Annotated in this window: 4 protein-coding genes; 1 reads left to right on the top strand and 3 read right to left on the bottom strand. The window is 60.3% G+C overall.

The features are described 5' to 3' along the window. Positions 1–77: 77 nt before the first annotated feature. The 3 genes from phoB to B4U49_RS01050 form a co-directional block, all read right to left on the bottom strand. Positions 78–782 (bottom strand): phosphate regulon transcriptional regulator PhoB, encoded by a 705-nt coding sequence (phoB, locus tag B4U49_RS01040; protein WP_078082739.1) that lies wholly within the window; start codon positions 780–782, stop codon positions 78–80. A gap of 132 nt (positions 783–914) precedes the next feature. Then, positions 915–1,796: a 4-hydroxybenzoate octaprenyltransferase gene (ubiA, locus tag B4U49_RS01045; protein ID WP_078082740.1), complete on the bottom strand. Its 882-nt coding sequence runs from the start codon at positions 1,794–1,796 to the stop codon at positions 915–917. Between the two features lie 18 nt (positions 1,797–1,814). After that, positions 1,815–2,390 carry a chorismate--pyruvate lyase family protein gene (locus B4U49_RS01050; RefSeq protein ID WP_078082741.1) on the bottom strand — a complete coding sequence of 192 codons (576 nt, stop codon included), beginning with the start codon at positions 2,388–2,390 and terminating at the stop codon, positions 1,815–1,817. A gap of 185 nt (positions 2,391–2,575) precedes the next feature. On the opposite strand from B4U49_RS01050, the gene B4U49_RS01055 reads away from it, so the two are divergent. Continuing rightward, complete coding sequence (locus B4U49_RS01055; RefSeq protein WP_078082742.1) at positions 2,576–3,886, top strand: dicarboxylate/amino acid:cation symporter; 1,311 nt, start codon at positions 2,576–2,578, stop codon at positions 3,884–3,886. Positions 3,887–3,944 lie beyond the last annotated feature (58 nt).

Consider the following 3,944-nt stretch of genomic DNA (forward strand, 5'->3'; position numbering starts at 1 on the left):
CCTGAAAACCTGCACCCGGTGCTCCGCCGCCACCGGGCATTCACATTGGAAGCCCAAATTCTTTGAGGGCGGTAGGATTACACCCTTTCCACGGTCTGTACAGAAAAGCGGTAGCCGGTGCCGCGAACCGTCTGGATATAGCGCTCGTGGCCATCGATGGTGAGTGCCTTGCGCAGGCGGCGGATGTGTACGTCCACGGTGCGCTCCTCCACATACACGTTGCCACCCCACACGTGGTCCAGCAACTGGGTCCGGGTATAGGCGCGCTCCTGGTGAGACAGGAAGAACGTCAGCAGGCGAAATTCCGTCGGCCCCATATCCACCGGATTGCCATTGATCGTCACCCGGTGGCTGATCGGGTCCAGCACCAGGCCACCGGCGGTCAGCGGCTCCTCCGGCGTGCTCGGGCCCGCCCGGCGCAATACCGCCTTCAGGCGCGCCACCAGCTCGCGGGGAGAAAACGGCTTGGTGATGTAATCATCCGCACCCGTCTCCAGCCCCTTGATCTTGTGATCCTCCTCGCCCTTCGCCGTCAGCATGATGATCGGCAGCGAAGAGGTCAGCTCATCCCGCTTCAGGCGTCGCGCCAGCTCCACCCCGGAAACATCGGGCAACATCCAGTCCAGCAGGATCAGGTCCGGCTTTTCATCGATGACCAGTGCGTGTGCCGCCTGGGCATTCTCCGCCTCCAGAACTCGGTAATCCGCCATCTCCAGGGCAATTCGCAGCATGTCCCGTACTGGGGCTTCGTCGTCGACTATGAGGATCGTTTTGTTGTGCATCTGCCTGCCATACCCTAACTGATGAGTGTGTCATCCAACTGACATTCCTTAGAGTGGCCATTTAACGTCACTTTAGTGACAAATATATGACAGCCGTTCAGTGATCACGAATCCAGAAGCCGTAAACAGGGATCAAAATACGAGAAAGTGGAGAAAAATCCCGGAAAATACCGCGGCCCCAACCCAGTTGTTGTTCAAAAAAGCCTTGAAGCAGTTATCCCGTTCCCTGTTCTGCACCAGCCACTGCTGGTAGCCGAACAGCCCCGCGGCAGCCGCCACACCGCAGTAATACAGCGCGCCCAGCTCCGCCCGGCTGCCCAGCATCCACAGGGCCAGCACCACCATCACCTGCAGGCTGGCGGTCATCACCTTGTCCATGTCGCCGAACAGAATCGCCGTGGATTTCACCCCGATTTTGAGGTCATCGTCCCGGTCCACCATGGCGTAAAAGGTATCGTAGGCCACGGTCCACAACAGATTGGCGGTGAAAATCAGCCAGGCGACCGCCGGCACCTCATTGGTGACCGCGGCGAACGCCATTGGAATGCCCATGCTGAACGCTGCCCCCAGCACTACCTGCGGCAGGTGGGTGTACCGCTTGGCAAACGGATAGCAGAACGCCAGCGCCAGTGCGGGCAATGACAGCAGAATGGTGAGCCGGTTGGTGGTAAGCACCAGCAGGAATGCCAGCAGCATCAGGCCGGCAAACAGCAGTAGCGCCCCCTTCGGGGTCGCCGCTCCGGTCGCCAGCGGGCGCTGGTTGGTACGCTTTACGTGGCCGTCAATGTTGCGGTCGGCAAAGTCGTTGACCGCGCATCCCGCCGCGCGGGTCAGGATCACACCGAGGGTGAACACGACAAACAGGTGCAATCCGGGCCAGCCCTCGGCGGCAATCCACAGTGCCCACCAGGTGGGCCACAGCAGCAGTAAAGAGCCGATGGGCCTGTCCAGTCGGGCGAGCTGCCAGTACGGGAGGGCGGCGGGCCAGCGCTGTTGGATCTGTTGGCTGATCATGGGCTTCTTGTCCGTTGTTCAGGTCATGGGCGGTTTGTGGGGATTGAAACTGCTGAGGAAGGTCTCTGCAACCAGCAGGGGCTTGTCGTGCAGCCAGAAGGTGGAACGGCGGCCCCAGGCTGTGTTTTCCACCGAATCCAGTTCTGCCTGTTTACTGCGCGGGTTGCGCGCCAGCCGGTTGAGCACGATGGGACCCCGACGAATGTCGGGCTGACTAAACAGGAGTTCGCCCAGTGGGCGATTGTCCAGGCTGCGCAGGTAGCGGGATTTACCCGCGAGGGTGCGCTCTGGCAGCACGCTGCGGGCGTACACCCAGGGCCGCTCGTCACTGCCGTAGAGCAGGACTTCGCGCACCAGGGCGCGGGTTCGCTCGCGCAGGTTGAGGGCGCGGCGCTCCTCGAGGTGTGGCTGTTGCCAGCCCTGACTCAGAATCTGCACGCTAAACTCACCGTTGCTCAACTGTTTGAGCGCGGCGGTGAGGGAGCCGGGGTGCAGCAGCCAGGGCAGCAGGTGCTCGGGGGGCGTGTACCCGTGCAGGCTCTCGAGGGGCTGTGGATGCCAGTCACCGATGGCTTCAAAGGGGGAGTGGAACAACGCTGACTCCGCGCAAGCTCAAAAGCGCCATTGTAACCGACCGGCGGCGCGGGGAAATGGTCCAGATTTTGCTCCGCTTTCAGCCTGCCGATATAGTGGCGGTCTGTTTGCAGCACTTTGCATGCGTGCTCTGAATTCTTATCGACAATAAATCATCGGCGATCGCCGAAGTAACAGGACGGACCATGGGGCTTACCAAAAAAATCGTTCTGGCCATGATTGCGGGGATCGCTGTTGGCCTGATAAGTAATCTTCTCAACACCAGCCAGCTGCTGGGGCCCGGGTTAACCGGCTTTATCAACAACTACCTGACCAATGGCCTGTTCGATATCGTCGGACGGATTTTCATCGCCTCACTGAAGCTGATGGTGGTGCCGCTGGTTCTCGTTTCCCTGATCTGCGGCGCCTGTGCGTTGTCTGAAGGCAGCCGTGTGGGTGTGCTCGCCGGCAAGACCCTGTTGCTGTACCTGCTCACCACCGCCGCGGCAATTACCCTCGCGCTGGTGCTGGCGCTGGTGATCCAGCCGGGAGTCGGTATGGAGCACCTGGCGGGAGATGCGAGCTTTGAGGCCCAGCCGTCGCCGCCGCTGTCGGAAGTACTGGTCAATATCTTCCCCACCAACCCGGTGGATGCGATGGCCAAGGGCAACATGTTGCAGATCATCGTGTTTGCCCTGCTGATGGGATACGCGATTTCCCGCAGTGGCAAGCCGGGACAACGTATCGCCGGTTTCTTCAACGACCTGAACGAAGTCATCCTGCGCATGGTCGGGGTGCTGATGGTGTTTGCGCCTTACGGGGTGTTTGCCCTGCTGGCGACCAAGATTGCGCAGCTCGGCTTTGATGCGATACCGCAGCTGGCAAAATACTTCGGCGTGGTGTTGCTGGCGTTGTTGTTGCACGCGCTGGGCGTATACCCGCTGCTGCTGAAGTTGCTGTCAGGCCTGAGCCCGCTGAAACTGATCAAGAAAATGCGCCCGGCGATGGTGTTTGCCTTCAGTACGGCATCTTCCGCGGCCACTATTCCGGTTACTCTGCAGACAGTGGAAAAGCGTCTGGGTGTAGATAACAAGGTGGCCTCATTCACCATTCCCCTCGGTGCAACCATCAATATGGATGGCACTGCGATCATGCAGGGGGTGGCGACGGTATTTATCTCCCAGCTGTACGGGATCGATATTGGTCTGGTGGGGTATCTGTCGGTCATCCTGACCGCGACCCTGGCCTCCATCGGCACCGCCGGTGTGCCCGGGGTAGGCCTGATCATGCTGGCAATGGTATTGCAGCAGGTTGGCCTGCCACTTGAGGGTATTGCCATCGTGATGGGCGTGGATCGTCTGCTGGACATGGTGCGCACGGCGGTGAACATCACCGGCGACTCTGTGGTTAGCACCATTGTGGCGAAGAGTGAGGGTGCGCTGAATGAGCAAACCTTCAACGACGATAACTACAACAGCGTGGTGGCCGATGGACGGGATGGCACCACAGCCTCGTGAGGCCCAGCCGGGAATAGTCCGGCAAGGACCTGAATAAAAAGGGCGAGTCGCAGTGCGG

It is taken from the genome of Microbulbifer mangrovi (genome assembly GCF_002009015.1).
Taxonomy (GTDB): Bacteria; Pseudomonadota; Gammaproteobacteria; order Pseudomonadales; family Cellvibrionaceae; genus Microbulbifer; species Microbulbifer mangrovi.

Coding starts and splice junctions, on each gene's coding strand:
- phoB (WP_078082739.1), bottom strand. CDS start 782: ATGCACAACAAAACGATCCTCATAGTCGACGACGAAGCCCCAGTACGG.
- B4U49_RS01055 (WP_078082742.1), top strand. CDS start 2,576: ATGGGGCTTACCAAAAAAATCGTTCTGGCCATGATTGCGGGGATCGCT.
- ubiA (WP_078082740.1), bottom strand. CDS start 1,796: ATGATCAGCCAACAGATCCAACAGCGCTGGCCCGCCGCCCTCCCGTAC.